We start from the raw sequence: 23,946 nt of genomic DNA, 5'->3' as shown, positions 1-23,946 counted from the left end.
ACCACTGGGCAGTTCTACTGGCCACCAGCGGGCAGAAATGCTGGCCGCCTACGGGCAATTCCTAATGGCCGTTGACAACCACCCCCCACCAATGAAAAAAGGCCGCCGAAGGGGCCCCGTACAACACAAATTGTCCACACTCAGGAGCTAAAGAGCCTCTGAACAGGGAAAACACGTGCCCGAGGTGGGACTCGAACCAGCCGCTCCCCCTGAAAATCCGCCACTCCCCCGAACATCCCCAATCCGGCCCAGTCCGATGCCGGTACAACCGAATGCGAAGCCCGAGGGTGTGGACATTGTCCACACCCTCTTTTTTGGGCATCTTCAGCCCCCACCATTCGAGTGTGACGGTCCTGTTGGGCGTTGAGATTCCCTCGCCCCTGGGAGCCGCAGGCCGCAACACCGCCCTGGCATCTCCGAAGCCGCTCCCCTGCTGGATGACGACGCCCCGGTGGAAGGGTCACCCACAGCATACGGCGACCAAGAAAAAGCTTCGCCGGTACTGGATGGACTTCGGGTTTCGGGAGGCGGCCGGGGACTACCTCTACTTCGAGGCCGCCTGAGGCCGGTATCGCCTGCAACAGAAGAGCCAGCTCCCGTCACGCTGCGGGGGCTGGCTCTTCGAAGCTCATCGGCGGTTCATGCTACTGGCCTTTGCTGAGAACCGGGTGGTCCAAAGGTGCGGCGTGCCCGGCTGTGTTCGGGCCTTCACGGTGTGCTACCTGCTTGATGAAGAAGGAGGCCACGATTGAGATTGCTGCGCACCCGGCGACGTAGGCAGCGATGGGCCACCATTGTCCGCCGCTGATTTCGAAAAGCCAGGCGGCGATGATCGGTGCGGTGCCACCAAATATCGCCGCACCCAGCTGGTAACCGAGTGAAGCGCCGGTGTAGCGGACCTCGGGGGCGAAATTCTCTGCTATCAGGGTGCCTAGGATCGCGTTGACGCTGCCCCACAGAAGGCCGAAGCCGACGATGGTGGCGACGAACAGCGCCCAGGTGGCACCGGTATTGAGCACGAGGTAGTAAGGCACGACCATGATGAGCGTCGCGGCGGCCGACCAGCGGTACAGCGCTGCGCGCGGAACGTTGTCGGAGATCCTGCCGAAGACGGGCATCCATATTGTTGCCACGAGCGCGGCTGCGGCAACTGCGAGAAGAACGACGTTCCCGCGTGCTCCTAGGACGTTGGTGGCGTAGGCGATGACGTAGGTGCCGAAGATGTAGAAGGGGCCGGTCTCCGAGGCCTTCGCGCCGATCGACACGAGCACGGCACCCCAGTGCTTGGTGACAACTTCCTTGATGGGCAGGCGCAGCTGGGCGCCCGTCTCCCGGACACGCTTGAACTCCGGGGTCTCGTCCAGGCCGTTCCGAATCCAGAGGCCGACGAGGACGAGCACAACGCTGGCTATGAACGGAAGGCGCCAGCCCCAGACGAAGAACTGGCCGTCGGGAAGGAGGGTCAGAAGGCCGACAACGCCGGCAGCGAGCAGCATGCCCAGGCTGATACCCATTTGCGGCACCGCACCATAGAGGCCACGGCGGTTCTTGGGCGCGTACTCGTAAGCGAGCAGGAGGGCCCCGCCCCATTCGCCGCCGATGCCGAGACCTTGAAGGATGCGGCACAGGATGAGCAGGATGGGGGCGGCTACGCCGATTGTGTTGTAGTCGGGCAGCAGCCCAATGGCGACCGTTCCGCCTCCCATAAGCATGAGGGTGATGAAGAGAGTCTTCTTTCGGCCGATCCGGTCGCCTATGTGGGAGAAGATGATACCGCCCAGGGGACGGAAGAAGAAGGTGAGCGAGAACGAGATGTAGGCGAGCAAAGTCGACACGAACGCGTTGTCGCTGGGAAAGAAGAGCTTATTGAAGACCAGGGCGGCAACGGTGCCGTATACGAGGAAGTCGAACCATTCAATGACGCTGCCGCTGAGGCTGCCGAGCAGCACGCGATAGTTCAGCTTTTCTTCGCTCTTTGTCTTTTCAGGGGATGTAGTGTCCGTCAAGGATCTTTCCTTTGGGATTCGAAGGATGTGTGGCCCTACCACGTGGTCCGACCACATGAGACTCTAAGCTGTGACGGCCGACACGTCAAAATTAGGGGCCTGCCTGGGCACCAGTCGCCCCGAAGAAGAAGCCTCGGCTGAGCCGCTTACGATCGAACGCGAGGAGGTCGGTTCATTCAGGAAGCCACAGGGTCGCAGGACATAGCCGCCCGCTTCTTCTTGGTGACGGGACTAATCCGCTGTCTCCATGTAGTACCCCCGAATATGCCGGCGCAGGAGCTCGGCCGCTGCGGCACGTTCACCGCTGCGAAGGGCATCAACAATTGCATAATGTTCGGAACGCAGGCGCCCCGCGGTCGCCTCCCAGTCGGGAAGTGCCTGGGCGCGGGCCAGGGTGTGATCGGCAATGGAAGTCCGGAGGGCATCCATGAGCGTACTGATAAGGGGATTTCCAGCGGCGCGGGAAAGCGTCACGTGGAATTCGGCGTCCAGATGAAGGAAATCACCGACAGGGGCACTGGGGTCGTCCATGAGCCCCAGCAGCCTCTCCGCAGAGTTCCAATCCCCTCGGCCGGGATCCGAGTGCTCGGCCGCCCAGGTCTCAAGCAGCAGACGCACCTCGTACACATGTGAATGCTCGACGTGACTCGTCGCCAGCTGGAGGTTGAGCGCCAGTGCCAACGCCTGCTCCGGGGCTGCGGTCACGACGGTACCCGAGCGCGGCCCGGAACCGGTGGCTGCCTGAATCGTTCCGAGCGCCTCAAGAACCTTCAACGCCTCGCGGAGCGAGCTTCGCGAGACTTGCAACGTTTCAGAGAGAGCCCGTTCACTAGGGAGGTGGTCACCAATCCGTAAACGACCGCTCGAGAGCTCTCCGGTCACCCAGTTCATTACTGTCTCGTGCGCTTTCATCGCCACCGATTATTGCAGGTCTGGCCAGACACGCACGTTTTCAGCTGGCCGTGCGGGCTCCGTCTTCAGGTGTGGTGAGGTAGTTTCGAAGCAATCATGGGTGAGCGGGGAATTGCGTTCACTCAAGCCTCCACCCAGCGTTTCTATGACCTCTCCGCTGTCGATTGCTTGGCGTACCGACGTCAACGACGGGCTGGCACGCGAGTTTGTGGAGACCGCCCGGACCCTGGCCTCCTTCGGAGGCGTTCCGAACCTCGTGGATTCCTGTGGGCCTGCCTCGCTACCCTCCTCGCTCCAGGGCGATTAGCGCTACCGACGACCGCAGTGCAACCAAGAAATGCCGCCGATATGGCGTCCGAACGGGTTGCCCGCCATGCACCGGCTGGCGCACCGATGCGCTCCGCTCGGGACGGGGACACCCTCGTGGTGCAGAGCATGGACCGTCTGGCTCGCAACCTGCACGGCTGGGTGCTCTGTTCCGGCGCCTCACCCGCAAGCATGCGAGGGTGGGGTGCGACATTCGTGCTTTCGCCGAAAATGGCGTCCCGTCCCGGACGATGTAAGTGTCGCCGAAACAAAATTGGAGACGAAGTCCTCTTGCCGCCGTCTCACTGGAGCGCGACCCACGGCTGAGTGGAGCTCCTCCGGGGCCCTCATCCTGACCGTCCGCTGCGTTGTCGCGACTGGCGAAGCTGTCACCCAATAAGGTTGCCTGAGACTTTGCGTGTCTCGCTGAGTGAGACCATAATGCTTAACGTGAATTCCACTGAGTCGAAGCCCGCTGCCAGCATGATTGAGCGGGTTTCACTGATCCTTGACGTGTTCAGTCCTGAAGAGCCAGTCCTGACGGGAGGGGAGATCGCGCGCAGGGCCGGACTTTCCCGGGCGACGGCGGCGCGGATACTCTCAGAACTCGCCAAGCACGATTTCGTCGACCGGGTTCAGTCCGGATACCAGATAGGTATCCGGTGTTTTGAATTGGGGCAAATGGCGCAGCAGCCAAAGGATCTTCGGCGCCTGGCTCTGGCAACGATGTTCGACCTCCGGCGGGCTACGGGCTTGACTGTTCAGCTGGGCGTTCTCGAAGGTAATGACGTCGTCTATATCGAGATTTTGCGCGGCCAGTATCGGGACTTGACAATCCCATCACGGGTAGGTGGACGTGTACCGTGCTATGCGACTGCTGGTGGGAAGGCCCTGCTTGCACACGCTCCTGACCAGTTGGTCGAGGATCTTCTGAACGGCGAGTTGGAGAAGATCGGACCCAACACTATTACCGATCCCCAGGAGCTCCGCGCCGAACTGGACCTGGCCCGACGTGAGGGTATTGCCTATGAGCGGGAAGAATCCCATGCTGGCCTGGCGTGCGCGGCGAGTCCCATTCTGCGGGGTGATACTACTGCTGTGGCGGCCATTTCCATCACTGCCCCGGTGGGGGTGGTGGAGATGAGACTGGTTGGTCCCGCTGTCCATGCAGCGACACTGGGACTAAACCGCCAGATGCGGGCAGTTCCGCATTGGGCCAAACTATAGGCGTCTCACTGAATGAGAGGCGGATTTTGACGACGGCGGTCCGGACCTGATGCTTGTGCTCAGTTCCCGTGATTTGAAACACGGGATATGAGAACCAAGCAACAAGGAGTGATCGGTGAAGGCCGCAATCATGAACCAAGCAGGCGCACCGCTTGCCGTCGTCGATCTTGATCTGCAGGCGCCTGGTCCGGGCGAAGTCCGGGTGCGCGTTGACGCGGCGGGCATCTGCCACAGTGACTACCACTACATGGTCCAGGACCTGGCGTGCCGGACGCCTATCGTGCTGGGCCACGAGGGCGCGGGCATCGTGCAGGAAGTCGGAGCCGGGGTCACCCATGTCAGGCCGGGCGACAAGGTCATTCTGACCTGGCGGCCAAGTTGCGGCCGGTGCGAGTACTGCAGCAGCGGCTCGCCTGCGCTCTGCCGCCTCGGCGCTGTGCACGCTACCCATAACGAACTGCTGCGCGGCGGAACGCGGCTGTCGCACGACGGAAAGCCCGTACATCACCTGATGGGGGTGTCCTGCTACGCGGAGGAATGCGTCGTATCCGGCGAATCGGTGATCAAGATCCCCCAAGAGGTTCCCGTCGCTGTAGCAGCCATCATGGGATGTGCAGTGATCACAGGGATGGGCGTCGTACTGAACGGAATGGGGGCTCCCGCCGGGGAGTCGATTCTTATCGTCGGAGCCGGCGGAGTGGGGCTTTCGGCAGTCATCGGCGCCGCAGCAGTCGGGGCCCACCCGGTGATCGTTGCCGACATTGACGACGAAAAGCTCGCGAAGGCGCGGGAGCTTGGGGCAACCCACACGATCAACACGCGCGAACACGACCTGGCCACCACTGTGCACGAGATCACTGGCGAAGGAGCCCACTGGGCTGTCGAAGCAATCGGCCGGCCCCAGACCATTCGCGAGGCAGTCCTGGCACTTCGCCCCCGCGGCACGGCTTTCGTGGTGGGACTGTCCAACGCCGAGGCCGAGATCAACGTGCCCCTGAACCAGGTTGTTCAGCAGGAGAAATCGGTGAGGGGGAGCCTGTACGGTTCCTCCAATCTGTCAGTGCAGATCCCTCAGATCCTGGACATGTATTTGGCCGGCCGTTTGCAGCTTGATGCCCTTGTCGGCGAGAAGTTCAGCCTGGCCCAGATCAACGAAGCATTCGACTCGCTGGCCAACGGAAACATCGGTCGTTCGGTGGTCCTGATGGGCAGCAGCAACTAATCCATACCTTCAACGTCGAAGGTCTTCCCTTAGGAGAGAAACATGTCATCAACTGTCGCAGCGCCACAGATCGTGGTCTCCGACGAGGATCGGAAGCGCGCCCTGTGGGGCAGCGCAGTCGGTAGCACAATCGAGTGGTACGACTACTTCCTTTATGGCACCATGTCCGGGCTGGTATTCGGCCCGTTGTTCTTCCCGTCCAACGATCCGACCGTCAGCCAGCTCTTGGCCTTGGCGTCCTTCGCCCTGGCCTTCTTGATCCGTCCGATCGGCGGCATTCTGTTCAGCCATGTCGGAGACCGGATCGGCCGGAAGAAAACACTGGTCGTCACGCTGACCCTGATGGGCGTCTCTACTGTCGCGATGGGTTTGATGCCCACCTATTCAGCTATCGGCGTCGCGGCTCCCATCATTCTGACTGTGCTCCGCCTGCTCCAGGGCCTTGCCTTGGGCGGCGAATGGGGAGGGGGCCTGCTTCTGGCCGTCGAGTACTCTCCCAAGAACCGGCGCGGATTCTTCGGTGCAGTCCCGCAGACCGGTGCTATGCTCGGGCTCGCTCTGGGCAACATGATCACCTTGGCCGCGGGCGCGGTCTTCTCGGACGAAGCGTTCCTGGCCTACGGGTGGCGGATCCCGTTCCTTCTGTCGGTTGTCCTGTTGGCTGTCGGCCTTTGGATCCGCCACAAGGTCGACGAGACACCATCATTCCGGATGGTGAAAGCCGCGGGAGCGACGAAACAGGTTCCCCTCGTCGACACCCTGAAGCACCACTGGCGTGAAGTCCTTATCGCAACGGGCGCCAAGATCGTTGAGACCTCGACGTTCTTCATGTTCGCGACGTTCACCGTCTCCTACGCCATGACCTTGGGGTACAAGCGCGAAGCCGTACTCTCGGTGCTGCTGGTCTGCGCCGTGATCGGCGTGTTCTCAATGGTCAAGTTTGGTGCGCTCTCGGACCGGATCGGCCGGAAAAAGGTTTTCCTCTGGGGCACCGTGGCCCTGATGGTGTTTATCCTCCCGTACCTTTGGATGCTCAACCAGAAGTCCCTGCCGTTCCTTGCCGTTGCGCTTTTCGTCGGGTTTGCCGTCATCTGGCCCACCTATGGGTCACTGATCGGCACCGTGATCGCAGAGAGCTTCTCCCCGGACATCCGCTACACAGGTGCTTCCCTGGGTTACCAGCTGGGAGCAGCTATCGCGGGCGGGCCCGCTCCGCTGATCGCCACAGCACTCCTCGCAGCCTTCGGCGGCAGCTATCTTCCGGTGGGCCTTTTCATCATCCTCTGCGGCGCCATCTCACTGGTGGCTGTGTTGTTCGCCAAAGAAAAGAGCAACCAGGAGATCGACTAGGGCCCAAGTGTCCGCCGGCCATCCTGGATACAAACAAGAGAGCAAGACAAGATGACTACCGAAACCATTGAAACCCTGAGCCTGGACGAAGTCCTGAGCGCGGCCGAAACGGCCTTCGAGAGCTGGTCCGGGATGCCCTCCACTGGCCGTGCCCACCACCTTGAGGCGATGGCTGCAGCCATGGAGACGCACGCCGACGAGCTCATCGAACTTGCCATGGCAGAGACGCATCTGCCCGATGCGCGGCTGCGGGGAGAATTGACGCGGACCGTTTTTCAGCTGCGCCTCTTCGCCGAGGAACTAAGGATCGGCCGCTTCGTCTACGCACGCATAGACCACTCCGATCCCGAATGGCCCATGGGTGCACCACGCCCCGATCTTCGACGGATGCTGCTCCCGCTGGGGCCGGTGCTGGTCTTCGCCGCCAGCAACTTCCCCTTTGCCTTTTCCGTCGGTGGCGGCGACACCGCTTCAGCCCTGGCGGCAGGCTGCACCGTCATCGTCAAGGCGCACCACGGACATCCGAAGCTCTCTGCGCGCACCGCCGCGATTCTCCTCAGGGCCTTGGAAGTGTCCGGGGCACCTGAAGGCGTGCTGGCCCTGATCCACGGAACAGAAACCGGCGTCCGGGCCCTGAGAGATCCCAGGATCCAGGCAGGCGCCTTCACCGGAGGAATCCCCGGCGGGCGGGCACTGTTCGACATCGCCCAACAACGGGATGTTCCGATTCCGTTTTACGCCGAGATGGGCAGCAACAACCCGGTTTTTGTTACCCCCGAGGCGGCAGCAGAACGTCCGGCTGCCATCGCTGAGGGATACCTGGCCGCAGTGACCGGCAGCGCCGGCCAACTATGCACCAAGCCGGGAACCCTCTTTGTTCCGGCCGGAAGCCAGATCATCGAACACCTGCACACCGCGGAACTGCCGGGCGCCACAAAGCTCCTGACCGAACGGATAGAAGCGGGTTACACCCGGGAAGTTGCCGAGCTCGCAGGCCACCGGCAGGTCCGGATCCTGAACGGGAACATTCCCGGCGAGGCCACCGGCCCGGCGCCACTGATCCTGGGCACCGACATCGCAGCAGTCCTCGAGGATCCGGACCTGTTCCTGGCCGAGCGGTTCGGGCCCTTCTCCCTGGTGGTTGAGTACGAGGACATGAACCAGCTGCTGGAGGTTGCCCGGAGGATGGACGGCCAACTCACCGCGACGGTACAGGCCACAGACCAGTGCGACGTCCGCCACCTGCTCAGTGTTCTGGCCGGCAAGGCGGGACGCGTCCTGTGGAACGGCTGGCCCACAGGCGTCTCCGTAACACATGCCCAGCAGCACGGCGGACCATACCCGGCGAGCACTGCCGTCCAAACCACATCTGTCGGGACGGCAGCGATTCAACGGTTCCTGCGCCCGGTGGCACTGCAGGGGTTCCCCGACCATGTCCTCCCCGCGGAGTTGCAGGACAGCAACCCGCTAGGGATTCCGCGGCACCTAGGATAATCCCAGGCGGCTTGAACCTCCGGGCCATATGGACCGGGGCCGGCCCGCGGACACAATGAACAGATCTCGTAGAAGGATGACCTGATGCACGATAACCCCGTCAAGGTGGCTCTGCGCTCCGGCGCCACCACGACCGGAACTTGGTTAACGCTGGGTTCACCTGCGGTGGCCGAGGCCCTGGCCCATTGCGGGTTCGACTGGCTCGTAGTCGACCTTGAGCACGCCCCCAACAATCCCGCCAGCGCTGTGGAACAGTTGAGGGCCGTCGACGCCGCCCGGGCTAACGGCGGCCGTGCCGAGGCAATCGTACGCCTAGCCGAAAACGATCCCGTCCTGGCCAAGCGGGCCATGGACATTGGTGCGCGCACTCTTATCTTCCCCAATGTCAACACCGCGGATGAAGCACAGGAGGCTGTCCGCGCGATGCGTTACCCGCAGAACGGTAACGCTGGCGTGCGGGGCGTGGCAGGATTGGTCCGGGCCGGCCGGTACGGACTTGACCCGGTGTACGTGAAGAACGCCAACGAACAAGTGTGCACCATCGTGCAGATCGAATCCCGATCCGGCGTTGACAACGCTGCGGGCATCTGTGCAACCGAGGGTGTCGACTGCGTTTTCCTGGGCCCGTCCGACCTGGCTGCTTCCCTGGGCCATCTGGGCGACACCTGGCATCCAGAGGTCGTCGAAGCCATGCGGTCGGTTGTGGCCCAGGCACGCGAGGCTGGAAAGGCCACCGGCGTTTTTGCGAACGACGCAGACGATGCCAAGCTGTTCATCAACTGGGGGGTCACTTTCATCGGGCTCCACTCCGACGTTCGCTGGCTATGCCAGGGAGCGAAGCAAGAGGCCGGGCGGCTGGCAGCCGAACTGCACGCAGAGCAGGCAATCAAGGTCCACACCGCCTCATAACCTGACGGCAAGGAAAAATCCCTTGTAGCAGCTGTGGCACCTCGAGGATTGGCATGCGGTCCCGCCCCTGAAGGGGCGGGACCGTCGTCGTCCGCTGTTCTTGTGTTACGCGGTGAGTGCCCCCTCCAGCCAGGACCTCACCGCGGGGGCGGGAGCTGCACCGGCCCGCCTCGCGACGATCTTGCCGTCGACGATGACCATCAACGTTGGCACCGCCTGAATAGCGAATCTGGCGGAGAGCTGCGGCGAATGGTCCACATCGACACACTTACAACCAGGTCGACCCCGCCAGGCCCACCGTCATCTTTGCCTACACGATTAAGGGCGGCCTTGCCACCGAAGGACACCGAACAACCACTCCACGCCCCTGTCCAAAGATCAGATGGAAACACTGGCGGGGATCTCCGGGATGGACCTTGACGATCCATGGCGCAAATTCCAGCCGGGCACCGTCGAAGAACGGGCCTGCACCCAGGCATCCCTCCGCCTCAAGCGCCGGCAACCCGCACTGGCCCCGTCCCTCCAGATCCCGGCTTCCCTGCCATGGGGCGACGACAGAATTTCCACCCAAGCCGCACTGGGACGGTTCCTGTCCGACCTGAAAAGAGCAGCCCCTGAGGTGGCCCACCGTGGCGTCACCTGCAGCCCCGACGTTGCGTCGTCCACCAACCTCGCGGCTGGATCAACAAAACCGCAGTCTGGTCCGTCGGTGAGCGCCAGGACTGGTTCGCGGACGACCGGGAACGGATTCTCCGCTGGATCGAAAACTCCCACGGCCAACACATAGAACTCGGCATCGCCGAAACGAACCTGGAGGGCCCCGTCTCCGAACTCGGAACGACCTGGAGCCGCGGGGCCAGCCGCTGATTCCACTCGCCACCATCTACGACCCGTTCGTGGCCCGCGCCCTCGAACCGTGGTCCTTTGGCATGTACGCCGGGGGCCAGTCCATCCTGATTGGGACGCCGTCAGGGGGTGTCCCTGGCACCGGAGGGCGGCGCGCACCAGTCCCCCACCACTCCGTCCATCGGATTGGAACAACCCGAGTGCACAGCCTGGGAGCCAGCCTTCGCCCGCGATCTGGAATGGTGCATGCTCGAAGCTATGAGCCGGATCGGCATTCCCGGAGGACGCTCAGCCTACTTCCGATTCACCACCCGGCCACTGGATCAGGCTCAGGCCGCCATGCCGACGGACGCGCTGCTGCTGGAGCGGCGTCGCAGGCACGCGGTGGCCGGCCGTTACCGGCTGAGCGACCACGACCCCGTCGAGGACAGGGTCACTCTGGTCGGCGTCGGAGCGATCATGCCCGAAGTCATCGCCTCGGCCACACGGCTGAAGGGACTTAGCATCATCGCCGGCGTCGTCTGCCTCACCAGCCCTGACCTGGTCCTTGAATCCCTCCAGCGCCGCAACTTGCTAAACCAAGGAATTAAGGCGCTTGCATTCGACATCATAGATGTTTCCACGACACGCACCCGCGCCCCTCGTCACGGTCCAGGACGGACGCCCCCCACACACTTTGCCTTCCTGGCTGGAGCCCGAGGCGACCGCACAGTCTCCCTGGGCGCAAAGGACTTCGGGCAGTCCTCTGATCTACAGGAGGCATACCGGATCCACGGCATCGACGAGGCATCCATCGTCAATGCGGCGCCCGAACCTCGTTCACTAGCATCGGCCGTCTCACAGTAGGGGGCGGGAGACATTCGTCTGGCGGGTCAGGAAGAGGGCTACGTCCACGCTGATCAGGTTCCCGGAAGTCGGACTGGCTAACTAAACCTAAGCTACGACGGCTTGGGCCCGGTATTCCAGCGGCCAAGCCCTCGCGTCAGCGGATCGCCGCGCCGGCCTCGGACCTGATGTCGCATTGTGAGAACCACAGCGCCAGGACGGCAAGTTCATCGAGGCGCCGGCAAGGCGGTGATCGTGGGGGCACGCAGGAAACCTCGCGAAGCTGTACACGGGATTGTGGAACTGCAGTCCGAAGGGTCTCGATCCGCGAGACCGGGCCGATGCTCCCATGCTCAATGACGCTGGCAAGCCCTCGGGTGGCTGCGGGTCCCGTGCAAATGGAACACCCGCACGACTCCGAAATCTGCACTAAAAAATGAGGCCGACGACGACACGCAGTGTCGCCGCCGGCCTCCTTTCTACGCCTGCATGGTGCCATCCACCAAAGACGCTGGGGCTTTAGGCTGCCCTCGGAAGCGTTACGTAGCTGCCCTCGACGAGGCCGGCGGCAACAGCGGGAGCGCCGGCTACGGTGACATAGCTGCCATCGGTGACGGGAGGCATGCGTCGGCTGCCGGGGGCGGTGACATAGGTGCCTTCAACACCGGCCGAGGCGCTGCCGCGGGGCAGAGTTACGTAGCTGCCGCCGCGCAGGGCGGGGCCGACGACTGTGGTGCCGGCAGCGGTGTCAGGGGCGGGTTCGGTCGTTGCGGGGCGTTCGGCCAGCAAAGTCATGGGTACTCCTCGGGGTTCAGGATCGGGGCCAGTTCAGGTTCCAGTGCCGCTCAAGCAGAAGCGCGTTGCGGGTTGTGTCGCTTGCCCTGCCGGCCAGGGGATGTTCACCGGCGCGGTACTCGAGGGCTACTCTGGCCTACGTCCAAGTTTAACGTCTTATTGATAGCGACTCAAAATAAAGTGGGGCGATTCACGCTGTAGTGGCAGCCCTCTCCGGCAGCGGCAGATTGTGTTCTTTGAGCGCGTCGACGAGCTTGTCGCGGTCGGAGGGTCGAAAGCCCTGCTGGGCAGCCAGGGGTTGAGCTCAGGTCTTCCGCGAGGAGCCGTCCGACCAGTTGCAGTTGCCGGGCCAGTGCGACGACGAAGTGCTTGAACAGGACACGCGGTTCCGGGTTACATCAGAATCAGGTCGTCCGCCATTGCCTTTGCAACGGCGTCAGGCCGGTGCCATGAGCTTAGGTTGGGACACAACGACGGCGCAGGTCGTTATAGAGGCCTACCCCGTCACCGATGTCGATGCTGATGACAACGGACAATCCCTTGATCAGAACGGCCCTAAAGAGACCGAAATGCTGCTGGTGCGGCTGCCGGTCGGCACCGCCCGCGCATTCGCCAAGCGCACCCGTGAGGTCGTGGGCGCCGGGCGTCCGATCTGCTCGCTCTGCGGCTACCCCATCGACGCCGACGGGCACATCTGCGCCCTCCCCGGGGTCTGATGCCAGCGAGGGACCTTGTGACCGCCGAGCTGACGCCTACCCGCCGCGTTGTACGCTACATTTCGGGGGACTAGCGGCCAGGTGATGATCGTCGATGGGCCGATAGCAGGCGAAAGCCCGCTGCGGGAGTTTCCCCAAGGCAACCTGGCTCAGCCATGATGGCGAAAGGCCCGGTATCGGCGTTCCAAGTACGGGAGTCGGACCGTCTTGCAACTACAACGCGTTGGTGAATGTTCTGTTCGGCCCTGGCCTTTTCATTGGTGTTCGAGAGCGGTCGTGCCGTGCTCGAAGGCCTCGAATGCCCAATTGGCTGCCTTGTTCTGCGCAGGCCGATTCACGGTCCACCCGGCGCAAATGTCGGTAACGGTGAGCGTGAACCAGAACTCGCCGAAATTGTTGCGGCCCGCTATCCCTCGACACCGTTAATAAGTGTGCTTAGCATTGAGTTCCGATCAGTTGCTCTTCGCGTACAGACCGCGGGCGGGATTTTTTGGACAGCCTGCGATCTGGAAGCCTTTAGCCTCCCAACCCCTTGGGCTGGCTGCACGGGCCACAATCCTTGTTCCCCCCTTCCGTCGCCAGCTCCAATACGCGTATCGGGTGCCACTCCCCTTTTTTCCGGGTCGCCGGGCCTGCAGACCCTTGCTTTGCTGCGCCCGGAAGGTACCACTAGTGGACCAACGATCGGATGGGATAAAAGAAAAGAGCGGAAAGTGAAGGCAGTAGTTTACAAAGGACCGAACGACGTCAGCGTTGAGGACGTACCGGACGCCAAAATCGAGCACCCCGCCGACGTGCTGGTGCGAATAACCGCTGCGAACATCTGCGGCTCGGATCTGCACATGTACGAGGGCCGTACCAGCTTCGAACCCGGACGCACCTTTGGGCACGAGAACCTGGGTGAAGTGGTCGAGACCGGCCCGGCGGTGAGCAAAGTACAGGTAGGCGAACGTGTGGTGCTGCCGTTCAACATCGCCTGTGGATTCTGTAAGAACTGCGACCGGGGCTTCACCAATTACTGCCTGACGATGCAGCCTGAACCACAGCTCGCGGGTGCGGCGTACGGGTTCGCGGACATGGGCCCGTACCAGGGCGGGCAGGCCGAGTATCTGCGCGTGCCGTACGGGGACTTCAATTGCCTGCGCCTGGGCGAGGACTCGGTGGAGAAAGAACTCGACTATGTCATGCTCGCCGATATTTTCCCGACGGGCTGGCATGCCACGGAGCTGGCCGGGGTGTACCCGGGGGACTCCGTCGTCATTTACGGTGCAGGACCGGTCGGGCTCATGGCGGCGTACTCGGCCGTTATCAAAGGGGCCGGCAAAGTCATGGTGGTTGACCGCCAAAGCGACCGCCTGAAGCTGGCGGAGCAAATCGGCGCCATCGCTGTGAATGATTCGGAAGTGGACCCGGTCGAGTTCGTCAAGGACCAGACCATGGGATTCGGCGCCGACCGGGGCTGCGAATGCGTCGGCTACCAGGCTCACGATCCGGGCGGAAACGAACATCCCAACCTGACCCTGAACCGGCTCGTGGACTCAGTCCGGTTCGTCGGCGGCCTGGGCGTGGTCGGCGTGTTCCTGCCCCAGGACCCCGGGGCCCCCGACAAACTCGCCCAACAGGGCCAGGTGGCCTTCGATTACGGAAACTATTGGTTCAAAGGACAGACGATGGGCTCGGGACAGTGCCCGGTCAAGAAGTACAACCGGGCCCTGCGCGATCTGATTGCCGGCGGAAAGGCCAGCCCGTCGTTCATCGTCAGCCACGAACTGCCGCTGGATCAGGCCCCGGAGGGGTACAGGAACTTTGACAACCGCGAAGACGGCTGGACCAAAGTCGTCCTCCACCCGGCCGGCACCTGAGAAAGCCCGGACAGGAGAACCTTCAATGTCAATACGAGCAATCCACAGGAGGCGGTACTGATGCGGGCAATGGTTTACCGCGGACCGTACAAAGTACGGGTCGAAGAAAAAGACATTCCGAAGATCGAGCACCCGAACGACGCGATCGTCCGGGTCAGCAGGGGCGCTATTTGCGGGTCCGACCTGCACCTGTACCACGGCATGATGCCGGACACCCGGGTGGGAATGACGTTCGGGCACGAGTTCGTGGGCACCGTGCATGAAGTGGGATCCTCGGTGCAGAACGTGTCCGTGGGCGACCGGGTGATGGTGCCGTTCAACGTGTACTGCGGTTCCTGCTACTTCTGTGCCCGTGGCCTGTACTCCAACTGCCACAACGTGAACCCGAACGCGACGGCGGTGGGCGGCATCTACGGCTACTCCCACACCTGCGGGGGTTACGACGGCGGCCAGGCAGAATTCGTCCGTGTCCCCTTCGCGGACGTGGGGCCTTCGAAGATTCCGGACTGGATGGACGAGGAGGACGCGGTGCTGCTCACCGACGCTTGCCCCACCGGCTACTTCGGCGCCCAGCTGGGCGACATCGTGGAGGGCGACACCGTGGTGGTGTTCGGTGCAGGCCCGGTGGGGCTTTTCGCCGCCAAGTCCGCCTGGCTGATGGGGGCAGGCCGCGTGATCGTGATAGACCATCTGGAGTACCGGCTGGAAAAAGCACGGACCTTCGCCCACGCCGAAACATACAACTTCGCCGAGTACGACGACATCGTGGTGCACCTGAAGAAGGAGACCGACTACCTGGGCGCCGACGTCGTCATTGACGCCGTGGGGGCCGAAGCGGACGGCAACTTCCTCCAGCACGTCACAAGCAGCAAGTTCAAACTGCAGGGCGGCTCCCCCGTCGCCCTGAACTGGGCCATCGATTCCGTCCGCAAAGGCGGAACGGTGTCCGTGGTGGGCGCGTACGGGCCGATCTTCAGCGCCGTGAAGTTCGGCGACGCCATGAACAAGGGCCTGACCCTGCGGATGAACCAGTGCCCGGTCAAACGCCAATGGCCGCGGCTCTTCGAGCACATCCGCAATGGCTACCTCAAACCCAGCGACATCGTCACCCACCGGATCCCGCTGGAACACATCGCCGAGGGCTACCACATCTTCTCCGCCAAACTGGACAACATCATCAAACCGCTCGTAGTCGCCAGCCAGTCCTGAAAGGAGACCCGCACCATGTCTGAAACAGCAGCAACGCCGTACATCGCCAACAAACGCATCCCACCCAAGTCCGCCGAAGACCTGCGGGCACAGATCCCGGGATGGGGCGCAGACCTCGACCCGGCCGACCGCCCCTCCTACCCCCGCGAGCAACCCGGCATCGAGACCGGTGCGCGCTGGGACTTCCCCGAACGCCAACCGGAGAAATGGCCCCGGGAACGGTCCGTCGAGCACGCCTTCCTCACCCCCGTTTTCGGGACCTCCACACCTCCTGCCGGGGTCTCCGGCGCTATCCGGAAGTACGCCTACAAGTACAGCGAGGGCCGGGCCGCGCACTGGCTCCTGTTGATCGCCGCTGACCGCGTGGACGCCTGGGAACACCACCTGAAGTCCTTTGCGACTCTGCGCCCCGACAACCCCGTCACCGAAACCGGGGTGCTCAGCGAGTTCTCGGCCCACGGTGTCCGCTCCCGCTTCGGACAAAAACGCGCCGACGTCAACCACCAATGGATCGACCCGCTCCTCGTGGGAGGCCCATGGGTGCTCGCCGGACTGGGTGCTGTTGCCGCGGTCCGCGCGCTGCGAAAGCACCGCACAGCCTGACAGCCATACTGCCGGGCTGGCGGACCAAGGGTGTCACCAGCAACGCCTGCGCTGGTGACACCCTCACATCATCCCTGGCCCAGATTCGTCACCAGGTTGATGTAGACCGTGATCAGGACCGGGTTGAGAATAGCGACACGGAGGCCTGCACACGCAGGTTGCGCTGAATCATGAGGAGAAAAATGGTGCCAAAAAAGTTCACCCCCGCCCTTTGCGGTATCCTGCCGTGACGGAACGGATCCGGGTCGGGATGGTGGCGGACCCTGCCGCGCCTACGGAGATCGCGCGCCTGCTCAGTGACCTTCAGCCGCCGAGCAGCGAGGACCGCGAGGGCTGGGACATCGAGATCGTGAGCGAACCATTCGCCATGGATTGCGAGGACGCCGAAACTGCCTTGGCACGGCTTCGGGACCACGCCCGTCAGCACGAATGGGACATCGTTATCGGGCTGACCGAACTTCCGTTCCGTGACGAGAATGACGGCCGGTATCTGCTCGCCGAGACCGACCCGCGGCAACGCACAGCTGTGCTGTCGCTGCCGGCACTCGGCGGGCTCGGTATGCGGGCGCGTGCCCGGCATGCAGTGCGCGCGCTCGTCAGCGGCATGGCAGGCAATGCACAGGCCGGGCACAGCGAGCCGATGCCCTACTTCACCAGCCGTTGGCGCCTCCTCGTGGGAATGGTGCTTGCGAACCGTCCGTGGCTCCTGGTGCCTGGGCTCAAGTCCGCGCTCGTGGCAGCGCTGACGACAGGGGCGATAGCCACGATCAACTCAACGGTTTGGCTACTCGCCGGCTCCCTGTCACCGTGGCGCCTCACAGTGGCGACGATCGCCTCCATTGCCCTCGTTGTTGCCTGGCTCGTGATTGACGGCGAACTGTGGGACCGACCCGACGACGGCTCTGCGGGCGCCAGGGAAAGGTCCCGCCTCTACAACACCTCAACCCTGGTAACCCTGACCATTGGGATAATCATCTGCTACCTGGCGCTCTACCTCGTGAACCTGGCCTGGGCGCTGTTCGTCCTCGACCCGGCCGTAATGGGCGGCTACCTCCAGCAGACGCTCGGCTATGGCGACCTGTTCGTCCTGTCCTGGTTCGTCGCGTCGGCGGCGACCGTCGGCGGTGCCCTTGGCACCGGCCTGGAGTCGGAGGAAGCAATCCGCGCGGCCGCGTACTCCAAACGCGAGGAGGAGCGCCGCAACCGCCTCGCCCACGAGTGGACCGGCCGCTGACGCTTCCCGGGGTTCAAATTTTTTGCAGCTCCCGGGCTGCGAGGGCCGAGGCGAGCATGGATCCGGCCGCGGTGACGGCGTCAATGACGGGGACCCGAAGTTTGCGGCGGAGAACCTCGGCCATGCCGATGCTGCTCAGTCCGGTGCTCGCCTGAACGATGACGTCAGCACCGGCATCGATGAGCATCTGGGCAGCGGTGAGAGAGTCGAAGATGCCCGTGGGCATCAGAAACGCGTCGGGCGTCTCGACACTTTCGGGACCGTCGATGAGGACCATCCGTTCACCGAGGTATTCAGAAACCGGTCCTGGCACCTGGTGCCTGAGCCCCAGGACGCCGACCCTGCCGCCAAAGGTCAGGGCCGCGGCAGCAGCCGCGGAGCCTGCACCGATGACGGGGATGCCCACCAGGGCGCGAGCTTCTGCCAGACCGGGCTCCGAGGCGCAGCTGACGATCAGCGCATCGGCCTCTTCGGCCATTTCTCTTGCCAGCTCGACCACCTTCGGCGCGGCGGCCATGAGTGACGCTTCGTCGTACACCCCGGAGGGCTGGCCCGGAATGCAGCGGGAGGTGACAGTGAAACCGAACGTCTCCTGCAGCAGCCTCCCATGGGCATGAAGCAGGCGCCGGTCCGAGGTCGTCAGCACCCGAATAAGTCCTACGCGCATCTCAGTTCCTTCCCCGCACGGAATCATTGATCCCAACGCTAACCGGACAATATTTCCCCTCGTTTACGGGGAGGTGACCAACACTGGCCATACCGGCACTGGTTGCCTTACAAGCTGGCTGGATCGCTCGTCGGATTCAAACCAGCTTGAGTGACAGTCCCTAATGCTTTCGCGTTTCCGGGCCGTCCTGGTGGTTAGCAAGCAGCCGGGCGCAACGGATGAAGCCGAGGTGCGAGTACGCCTGCGGATGGTTCCCCAAATGGGTTTCGGTGCCCGGATCGTACTCTTCGGGCAATAGTCCTGTTGGCCCAAAGAGGTTCACCAACTGGTCGAACAGGTCCCAGGCCTCCTCGATCCTGCCCACCGCAAGGTATGCCTCAATCAGCCAGGTGGTGCAGATGTGGAAACCGCCCTCCAGGCCCGGCAGGCCGTCGTCGTACTTGTACCGGAAAACCGTGGGTCCCACCCGAAGTTCCCGCTCCACCGCCCGGACGGTATCCAGGTAGCGCTGGTCGGTGACGTCCAGCAGGCCGGACAGTCCGATGTGCAGCACCGCGGCGTCCAGATCCGGGCTGTCGTAAGCCACGGTGTACGAGGAGGCCGAGTCATCCCAGCCTTCACGCAGCACCTCGTCCCGGATGACGGTGGCCGTGGGTTCCCAGACAGGGTCAGGGGTGCGTCCGTGGCGGGCAGCAGCCCGCAGCGCCCGGTCAAGAGTTACCCAGCACATTACCTTGGTGTAGACGTGGTGCCGGGGTGCACGCCGGGCCTCCCAAATGCCGTGGTCCGGCTCCTGCCAGCGGGCAAGCACCGCCGAGGCCATCTGAACCATCAGCTCCCAATGGTCGTCCTTGAGCGCCTCTTCCCTGACGCTGAGGGCGTGGATGAGTTCCGCGATCGGGCCGAAGACGTCCAGTTGGACCTGGTGGTCCGCGGCGTTACCGATCCGGACGGGCCGGGAGCCGGCATAACCGGGGAGGCTGTCGATCACGGCTTCCGTGGAGAGCGGGGCCCCCGTGACGGAGTAGAGCGGACGCAGCCACTCCGGGCCCGGGGCGTGCTTCAGGATCCGACCCAGCCAACCCAGGAATCCGGCCGCTTCCTGCGTGGAACCCAGGTCCGCCAGCGCGTTGACGGTCATGGAGCCGTCACGCAACCAGCAGTAGCGGTAGTCCCAGTTGCGGGTCCCACCGATGCCTTCGGGCAACGAGGTAGTAGGTGCGGCCAGCACTGCGCCGGTGGGTTCGTGGACCAAGGCGCGGAGCACCAGTGCGGACCGGCGGACTAGGGAGGGCTTGACCGTAGGCACTTCCAGGCTCTGCACCCAGCTGCGGGAGGAGAGGGCGACGCCGGCCCGCCGCTCCATTTCGCCACCGGGGTCCGCTGGCCGCGGCTCGGTGTCGCCGCAGCGCAGGTTGAGCACTACGGGCCCGTCCTGCAGGTTGACTGCAGCCGTGGCGGTGGCATGCCGCCCATCGGAAGTGACTGCGAACCTCACGCCGGGCGCGAGAAGGGTGATGGGATCGGATGTTCCCACCACGTGCAGCTCCTCGCCGCGGACCTCCATGCTGAATGGCGCGTTGGCGTAGTCCGGGCGGGGCGCAAACACGATCCTTGCCGCGCCGGTTCCGGACAGCACCCGGACAAGGCTCGTGATTCCGTCCGGAGCGGGTTCGAGGTAGTCCGTGACCGTGACGTCTGTCCATCGCGTCTCCACGATCATGGTGCTGTCCACGTACCGTTGGCCCAGCACCTGGGAGGCCTTAACGGGCTCTATCGAAAAGTGACCCGCCGCGTCGCCGCCCAGAATGTGGGCAAACAGGGAGCCGGAGTCCGGCAGGGGGTGGCTCATCCAGCAGATTTTGGCGTCCGGGGTAACCAGAGCCGTTGAGGAGCCGTTGCCGATCATCGAGTGCCGCTCCAGCCCTACAGCGTCCTCGCCGAAGAGCCATGCCCGCCGCAGCTCAAACAGGATGGCAAGGACCCTGGCGAAGGATCCAGGATCGGGCAGCCTGTGCGCGGCACGTGTTTCCCCGGGGCCGACGCGCAGCCCCATGTCCGGGCCCCGCAAGGTGGCGATCGCAAGTTCGTCGCTGTGTGCGTCCCCGGCATACATGGCGGCGCTGGCGCCCAGCCTGGACCGGAGGTTTTCCAGGGCATCAGCTTTGCACGGTTCCACCACGGACAGATCCAGGACAGACCCATCCACTATGAAGAACAGCCCGTGCTCACGTGCGATGTCCCGTGCGGTGGCAGTTACTGCCGCCACCACCTCTGCCGCGGCCGGCCGGGTGTGGACGGACACCGCCACGGGTTTCCGCTCAAGCCAGACGCCTTTCTGAAATCCCACCGCTTCGTTGAGTGCCGCGCTGACCTTCTGCAGTACCGCTTCCGTTGCCAGTGGCTGTACGTGCGCGAACTCCATGTCCGCCTTAGCACCGTGCGAGCCAATCAGGTGCACTTCCGCCGGCAATCGGGACACGGCGGCCAGATCGCGGAGGGAGCGCCCCGAGATGACGGCGGCATGGGTGTTCGGCAGCGCGGCCAGGGCACGGAGGGCAATTGCCGCGCTGCCCAGCGGCAGGGTCTCGGTGGAGATGCCCTCCGCATCGCACAACGTTCCGCCATAATTGCAGGCCACCAGCAACCCAGGGACCCTTGCGAGGACTTTAAGTTCAGCCAGCAGGGAGGGCGTCAGCCCATCGCCGGCCGCGTCCGAATAGACGAAGGAACGGAGCAACCCCAGTGGAAGGGACCGGGTAAGCAGCGCGGAATCCGCCACGCTTTGGTTCAACGGCGTTAGCATAAGTGCACCCCTTGAGGCAGGAAAGGCAGCCGCAGGACTGCCGGCGACGACCGGGCAGTGCCCTCACCGATATTCCCTGAGGACTTCGAAGGGGCACTCCTCATGCTCCGCCCGGACAGTTTCCCCTGAATATCCCAATGATTGCCGCGGTGTTAAGTCCGCGCCGCGAAAACGACGACGACCGCAGTAACCGTCGTCGTCCTGTCGAGCTGACGTTGGCTCTGCCTGGGGCTTTCTTTTGTCTTCTTTTACCTACCAAGAGAGAGGGCACTAACGCTAAAACAAGCATTAAACCGCAGCATCACTACACGGAAACGCCGACGCAACCTCTCGCGCCTAGGCTCGAAGCGGGAAACCGGAGCAGGAGGACCTGATCATGACGGCAGCCAGGGACCGGATCATCCGGTCATGCACGGAGCTTTCACCAGGTACCCAGATTGAAGCTCGGCAGCATGGACGGCTCATCCGCCACGGTCGGGTCAGTTCAGCAATTCCATCATGAGCATGTTCTGGATCATCGAGGGAAGAAACGGAACCCGCAAACTCATCGACGTCGAAGCACTCGACGTCATCCTAGTCCCCGGCCCACGCCTCACAGCAGAGCAACCGCCAAGTGCCGCCCGCGGCCTGATTCATACGCGTGCCCACCCTGCCAAGGAGAGAACGTTGGACGCCCTGAGAAATAGATGGAATGAGCTTTGCTCAGGCCCATCTGACTGTGACAGGTTTGGATGACCCATGTAAGACGTTTATTTCTGGCCGCATTTTGTAACTGGCCGGCGCTATTGACGGGGATTTCATCGGAACGGCATCGACTCCTACCGGCTGACCCGCACATGGAAGCAACAACAGCAAAGCTGCTTCGTACCTCCGGAGGAACGACAGCGTCCCGGCGGGAAGGTTACTCACTGCGTCAGCAGCCACGAGGGCCCAACGGAATCCGTATGCTGCTGCTGACAATTTTTCCGTATGAATCGGACTGCCATGCTGTTGACGCCAGGGCAGGCACGACAGCAGTCCCTCCTGCTGGTCTTCCTGGCCGGCGCGATCATCGGTGTCCACACTGGTACATCGTGCTTAACCTGCTGGCAGGAAGCCTCTTGGGCGCTTGGATCGGCGCGCACTGGGCCACCAAGCTCAAGTTAACCGCGTTGGCTGCTGCCCAAGAGGGGAGTGACTAGTGCCCGTCCCGGCTTTCCTCCCGTGGATGGTGATGGATCCGTTGTTGCCGGTAGCAGCCGAAGTCATCCTCCGCCGGGAAGGCCGGGCAGTGCTATGGATGCAATGACGGCAGAGGTCAGGGCGAGCACGGCGCCGGCGGCGGTCTTCAGTAGTGCGGCCGACGGGGCTTGATGCGGCGTGTTTCTAAATTGCAGAGGGCGGCGAAGGATGCAGGCAGTCAGGACGACCGTGGCCACTGCGGCCATACCTACCGCCACACCGAAGCCCTGTGAGTTCTCTCTGCGCCGTCCCCTGCAGATGAAAGCAGCCAAGTCCTCCAGACGAGGAAATCCGTAATGATGAGGGCGAGGATGGTTCGTCGCCACGCGAGCAGAGTACGATCCGGTTGCAAGCCTGGATCCCGGAGCGTATGCGCCACAGATCAGCCCGCCAGAAGGATGAGGACGGAGAAAACGGCGGCTGCTGAAGCCACGACAATCGTCATCGTGATCAGCAACCACGAATGGGGAAGCTCGCGATTGTGGCGCATGGCCTGTTCCTGACCTGACCACCTTGCGAACGCCTGGATGGCGAGCACCACCCCCACCATGGCGAGGACTACACAGAGGATAACCCGCACGGGCACCGGCGCGATGTTGGGCTGGAAACAGCTAAGACTGCTGTCCCCTCTGCCCGGGCAAGGCCCGGCAACTACGCCTGACGACAGCGGCCGCTCTTCGCTTGGGTGCGGTTGGGTCTTCTTCCAGCCAAACCTGCCAAACCCACCCAGGTTGACAGGGTCACCCCACATTTCTATGAGAGCGACGGTCCCGGCCTGGTGCACCTGTCTTTCCTAGGCTCACTGCTGGAGACAAAGTGGGACCGGAAAACATCCCCGCACCAACGGCGAAAAGTCAGTCCGGCCCGCTCAGGATGGGACGCTGCAATCTTCGAGCCGGCCGGCTCACCAGCTAGGCAGTGCTGGCACGGGGCCGTCCGCCTCGATATGCGCTGCATCGCCACGCGCCAGCCACTGAAGCAGGCCCTCACGATCGGACTCGATGTGCAGCGCGCCGTTGCCGATAATCCACTGGTCGCGTTCCTCGGTCACCAGCGTCATCCCCGGCGCCCCCTTGGCACGCAGTGCACGTACCACGGCCTCGATGGCGTTCAACAGCGAATCGGGGTCGGCCTCCTCGATGGTCCAGGCGGTCTCAAGGTCATGGTGGTGCACCACCACCTCGGCAATTCTCAGCGCCACAATGGACGTGGCCGGCAGGTCCCGGCCACCTGCCCTTACTTTCTGCGCCGCAAGTTCCCCGGTCAACCGCTCGGCTTCACCGGCGAAAGCGGCGGCTGAGTCCCGCACCTCAGCCAGGAGCTCGTCCCGCGGCAGGGCAGCAAGGGCGGCGATGGCCTCCGTGCGCGCTTCAGCGGATGCGTACAGCCGGCGTTCCTTCCCGGACGTGGCCCAGTCAATCAGCCCTATCAGGGCACGTCCGCTGCATGCGACGTGCGCGACGACGTGGGCGCGGGTCCACCCTTCACACAGCGAAGGAGCAGCCAACTCTTCATCGGACAAAGAGGACACCGTGGCCAGGAACATATCAGTCTCCCGGCCCAGGCGGGACAGGTCTGAGTGCAGCCGTGCTGGATTGATCATTCCGCCAGCCTAACCGCGGCGCCCTGCTCCCGGCCACGGTTACGGCACGTCGGGTTCATACCGGCAGCCTATGGACTAAGACCCACCCTCCCACCGACGCCGGGATGACCCTGCTGCCGGGCGCATTTGGCCT

Annotated in this window: 21 protein-coding genes and 2 pseudogenes; 14 read left to right on the top strand and 9 right to left on the bottom strand. The window is 63.4% G+C overall.

What is annotated here, in order from left to right; translation table 11 throughout:
* The first annotated feature begins 344 nt into the window (after window positions 1–344).
* A complete protein-coding gene (locus tag ACTHQX_RS20270; RefSeq protein ID WP_236808328.1) occupies window positions 345–563 on the top strand; it encodes a hypothetical protein in 219 nt (72 codons plus the stop codon).
* A gap of 81 nt (window positions 564–644) precedes the next feature.
* On the opposite strand, the gene ACTHQX_RS20265 is transcribed toward ACTHQX_RS20270, so the two are convergent.
* Window positions 645–2,006 carry an MFS transporter gene (locus tag ACTHQX_RS20265; protein WP_236808326.1) on the bottom strand — a complete coding sequence of 454 codons (1,362 nt, stop codon included), beginning with the start codon at window positions 2,004–2,006 and terminating at the stop codon, window positions 645–647.
* A 231-nt stretch (window positions 2,007–2,237) separates the two neighbouring features.
* Window positions 2,238–2,918 (bottom strand): FadR/GntR family transcriptional regulator, encoded by a 681-nt coding sequence (locus ACTHQX_RS20260; protein WP_440159067.1) that lies wholly within the window; start codon window positions 2,916–2,918, stop codon window positions 2,238–2,240.
* A 145-nt stretch (window positions 2,919–3,063) separates the two neighbouring features.
* Between ACTHQX_RS20260 and ACTHQX_RS20255 the strand changes: the two genes are divergently transcribed.
* From ACTHQX_RS20255 to ACTHQX_RS20230, 6 genes are all read left to right on the top strand, one after another.
* The gene (locus ACTHQX_RS20255; protein WP_236808318.1) at window positions 3,064–3,225 is read left to right on the top strand and encodes a hypothetical protein; all 162 of its coding nucleotides are present in this window, start codon (window positions 3,064–3,066) and stop codon (window positions 3,223–3,225) included.
* A gap of 449 nt (window positions 3,226–3,674) precedes the next feature.
* Complete coding sequence (locus tag ACTHQX_RS20250; protein WP_236808316.1) at window positions 3,675–4,451, top strand: IclR family transcriptional regulator; 777 nt, start codon at window positions 3,675–3,677, stop codon at window positions 4,449–4,451.
* A gap of 130 nt (window positions 4,452–4,581) precedes the next feature.
* Complete coding sequence (locus ACTHQX_RS20245) at window positions 4,582–5,673, top strand: zinc-binding dehydrogenase (protein ID WP_236808314.1); 1,092 nt, start codon at window positions 4,582–4,584, stop codon at window positions 5,671–5,673.
* A gap of 42 nt (window positions 5,674–5,715) precedes the next feature.
* Complete coding sequence (locus ACTHQX_RS20240) at window positions 5,716–7,023, top strand: MFS transporter (RefSeq protein WP_236808312.1); 1,308 nt, start codon at window positions 5,716–5,718, stop codon at window positions 7,021–7,023.
* A 51-nt stretch (window positions 7,024–7,074) separates the two neighbouring features.
* Window positions 7,075–8,517: an aldehyde dehydrogenase (NADP(+)) gene (locus ACTHQX_RS20235; RefSeq protein ID WP_236808305.1), complete on the top strand. Its 1,443-nt coding sequence runs from the start codon at window positions 7,075–7,077 to the stop codon at window positions 8,515–8,517.
* Window positions 8,518–8,601: 84 nt separating this feature from the next.
* Window positions 8,602–9,426: an HpcH/HpaI aldolase family protein gene (locus tag ACTHQX_RS20230; protein ID WP_236808298.1), complete on the top strand. Its 825-nt coding sequence runs from the start codon at window positions 8,602–8,604 to the stop codon at window positions 9,424–9,426.
* A gap of 105 nt (window positions 9,427–9,531) precedes the next feature.
* Here the strand turns inward: ACTHQX_RS20230 and ACTHQX_RS20225 are convergent.
* Window positions 9,532–9,690 (bottom strand): annotated as a pseudogene (locus ACTHQX_RS20225) (thioredoxin domain-containing protein); the annotation flags it as partial.
* Between the two features lie 118 nt (window positions 9,691–9,808).
* Between ACTHQX_RS20225 and ACTHQX_RS20220 the strand changes: the two are divergent.
* Window positions 9,809–10,213 (top strand): hypothetical protein, encoded by a 405-nt coding sequence (locus ACTHQX_RS20220; protein WP_236808290.1) that lies wholly within the window; start codon window positions 9,809–9,811, stop codon window positions 10,211–10,213.
* Window positions 10,214–10,518: 305 nt separating this feature from the next.
* Entirely contained in the window at window positions 10,519–11,118 is a 600-nt protein-coding gene (locus ACTHQX_RS20215) for a hypothetical protein (protein ID WP_236808288.1), read from the top strand.
* Between the two features lie 498 nt (window positions 11,119–11,616).
* Here ACTHQX_RS20215 and ACTHQX_RS20210 read toward each other — a convergent pair whose 3' ends face one another.
* On the bottom strand, window positions 11,617–11,892 hold the full coding sequence (locus ACTHQX_RS20210) for a hypothetical protein (protein ID WP_236808286.1): 276 nt from the start codon (window positions 11,890–11,892) through the stop codon (window positions 11,617–11,619).
* A 437-nt stretch (window positions 11,893–12,329) separates the two neighbouring features.
* On the opposite strand from ACTHQX_RS20210, the pseudogene ACTHQX_RS20205 reads away from it, so the two are divergent.
* The 5 genes and pseudogenes from ACTHQX_RS20205 to ACTHQX_RS20185 form a co-directional block, all read left to right on the top strand.
* Window positions 12,330–12,608 (top strand): annotated as a pseudogene (locus ACTHQX_RS20205) (DUF3090 family protein); the annotation flags it as partial.
* 713 nt (window positions 12,609–13,321) lie between these two features.
* Window positions 13,322–14,470, top strand: a complete 1,149-nt coding sequence (locus ACTHQX_RS20200; RefSeq protein WP_236808284.1) for a glutathione-independent formaldehyde dehydrogenase — start codon at window positions 13,322–13,324, stop codon at window positions 14,468–14,470.
* 60 nt (window positions 14,471–14,530) lie between these two features.
* Complete coding sequence (locus ACTHQX_RS20195; protein ID WP_236808282.1) at window positions 14,531–15,679, top strand: zinc-dependent alcohol dehydrogenase; 1,149 nt, start codon at window positions 14,531–14,533, stop codon at window positions 15,677–15,679.
* A 15-nt stretch (window positions 15,680–15,694) separates the two neighbouring features.
* Window positions 15,695–16,282: a hypothetical protein gene (locus tag ACTHQX_RS20190; protein ID WP_236808280.1), complete on the top strand. Its 588-nt coding sequence runs from the start codon at window positions 15,695–15,697 to the stop codon at window positions 16,280–16,282.
* 226 nt (window positions 16,283–16,508) lie between these two features.
* Window positions 16,509–17,516, top strand: a complete 1,008-nt coding sequence (locus ACTHQX_RS20185; protein WP_236808278.1) for a hypothetical protein — start codon at window positions 16,509–16,511, stop codon at window positions 17,514–17,516.
* A gap of 13 nt (window positions 17,517–17,529) precedes the next feature.
* On the opposite strand, the gene ACTHQX_RS20180 is transcribed toward ACTHQX_RS20185, so the two are convergent.
* From ACTHQX_RS20180 to ACTHQX_RS20160, 5 genes are all read right to left on the bottom strand, one after another.
* Window positions 17,530–18,183: an aspartate/glutamate racemase family protein gene (locus ACTHQX_RS20180; RefSeq protein ID WP_236808271.1), complete on the bottom strand. Its 654-nt coding sequence runs from the start codon at window positions 18,181–18,183 to the stop codon at window positions 17,530–17,532.
* A gap of 160 nt (window positions 18,184–18,343) precedes the next feature.
* Complete coding sequence (locus ACTHQX_RS20175) at window positions 18,344–20,989, bottom strand: trehalase-like domain-containing protein (RefSeq protein ID WP_236808257.1); 2,646 nt, start codon at window positions 20,987–20,989, stop codon at window positions 18,344–18,346.
* 1,429 nt (window positions 20,990–22,418) lie between these two features.
* The gene (locus tag ACTHQX_RS20170) at window positions 22,419–22,589 is read right to left on the bottom strand and encodes a DUF202 domain-containing protein (protein ID WP_236808255.1); all 171 of its coding nucleotides are present in this window, start codon (window positions 22,587–22,589) and stop codon (window positions 22,419–22,421) included.
* Between the two features lie 3 nt (window positions 22,590–22,592).
* Entirely contained in the window at window positions 22,593–22,796 is a 204-nt protein-coding gene (locus ACTHQX_RS20165) for a hypothetical protein (RefSeq protein ID WP_440174654.1), read from the bottom strand.
* A gap of 318 nt (window positions 22,797–23,114) precedes the next feature.
* Window positions 23,115–23,813, bottom strand: a complete 699-nt coding sequence (locus ACTHQX_RS20160; protein WP_236808251.1) for a maleylpyruvate isomerase family mycothiol-dependent enzyme — start codon at window positions 23,811–23,813, stop codon at window positions 23,115–23,117.
* Between the last annotated feature and the right edge of the window lie 133 nt (window positions 23,814–23,946).

The organism is Arthrobacter sp. SAFR-023 (assembly GCF_051965295.1).
In the GTDB taxonomy this organism is placed as follows: domain Bacteria; phylum Actinomycetota; class Actinomycetes; order Actinomycetales; family Micrococcaceae; genus Arthrobacter.
Note: the sequence above shows the minus strand (reverse complement) of the source record. Positions and strands in the feature narration are given on the sequence as shown.